This window comes from Myxococcaceae bacterium JPH2, from assembly GCA_016458225.1.
GTDB lineage: Bacteria > Myxococcota > Myxococcia > Myxococcales > Myxococcaceae > Citreicoccus.
On sequence record JAEMGR010000116.1, the window covers coordinates 1 to 1,134 of the forward strand.

The 1,134-nt window shown below is 66.6% G+C and carries 1 protein-coding gene; it reads right to left on the bottom strand.

Annotated features, from left to right (window positions below):
• On the bottom strand, nt 1-1,134 hold a 1,134-nt coding region (locus JGU66_36360; protein MBJ6766250.1), incomplete at both ends, for a non-ribosomal peptide synthetase.

Consider the following 1,134-nt stretch of genomic DNA (forward strand, 5'->3'; position numbering starts at 1 on the left):
CAGCAGCCCTTCCACCGTCTCCCCGTCGAACAAATCGCTGTCGTATTCCAGCTCGCCGCGGAGTCCGGAGTCCCCTTCCTCCAGGCCGAGCGTCAGGTCGAACTTCGACGTCGTTCCGGATTGCTCGACAGGCTCCAGCACCAGCCCGGGCAGGCGCACCGTCGCCATCGGCGCGTTCTGCATCACGAACATCACCTGGAAGAGCGGACTGCGAGCCGAGTCGCGGACCGGCTGCAGCTCCTCCACCAGCTTCTCGAAGGGGACATCCTGGTGTGCGTAGGCGCCCAGCGTCACGTCTCGAGCCTGGGCCACCAGCTCACGGAACGTCATGTCCCGAGCCAGGCGCGCCCGCAGCACCAGCGTGTTCACGAAGAAGCCAATCAGTCCCTCGGTCTCCCCGCGCGTGCGGTTGGCGATCGCCGTCCCCACGCTCACATCGTCCTGCCCCGAGTACCTCGACAGCACCGCCTGGAAAGCAGCCAGGAGCACCATGAACGGCGTCGCGTTCTCCTCGTGCGCCAGCGCCTTGATGGCGTTCCACAAGGACAGTGGCCAGCTCAGGGGCGTGGACTCACCACGGAAGCGTTGGATGGCCGGTCGCGGCCGATCCGTCGGCAGCGTCAGGGCCGGCGGCGCTCCGTGCAACTGATTGCGCCAATACTCCAGCTCCGCATCCAGGACCTCGTCCCGGAGCCAGCTTCGCTGCCACACCGCGAAGTCCGCATACTGGAGAGCGAGATCGGGCAACGGCGACGCGTGGCCTTGCAAGAAGGCCTCGTAGAGCGAGACCACCTCGCGCACGAGGACCCCCATCGACCAGCCATCCGACACGATGTGGTGCATCACCAGCACCAACACATGCTCGCGGTCGGAGAGCGTCAGCAATGTCGCCCGGAGCAGCGGGCCGCGAGACAGATCGAAGGGCCGCTGCGACTCCTCCCTCGCCACTCGCTCCGCCACTGAGGACCGACTTGCCTCCGAGTGGCCGGACAGATCCATGCGCCGGAGCACCAACTCGCCCTGAGACGAGATGACTTGAACGGGGCTTCCGTCCAGCATTCGGAACGTGGTGCGCAGGGCCTCGTGCCGCTGCACGAGCGCCTCGAAGCTCCGCTCCAACGCTTCGACATCCAG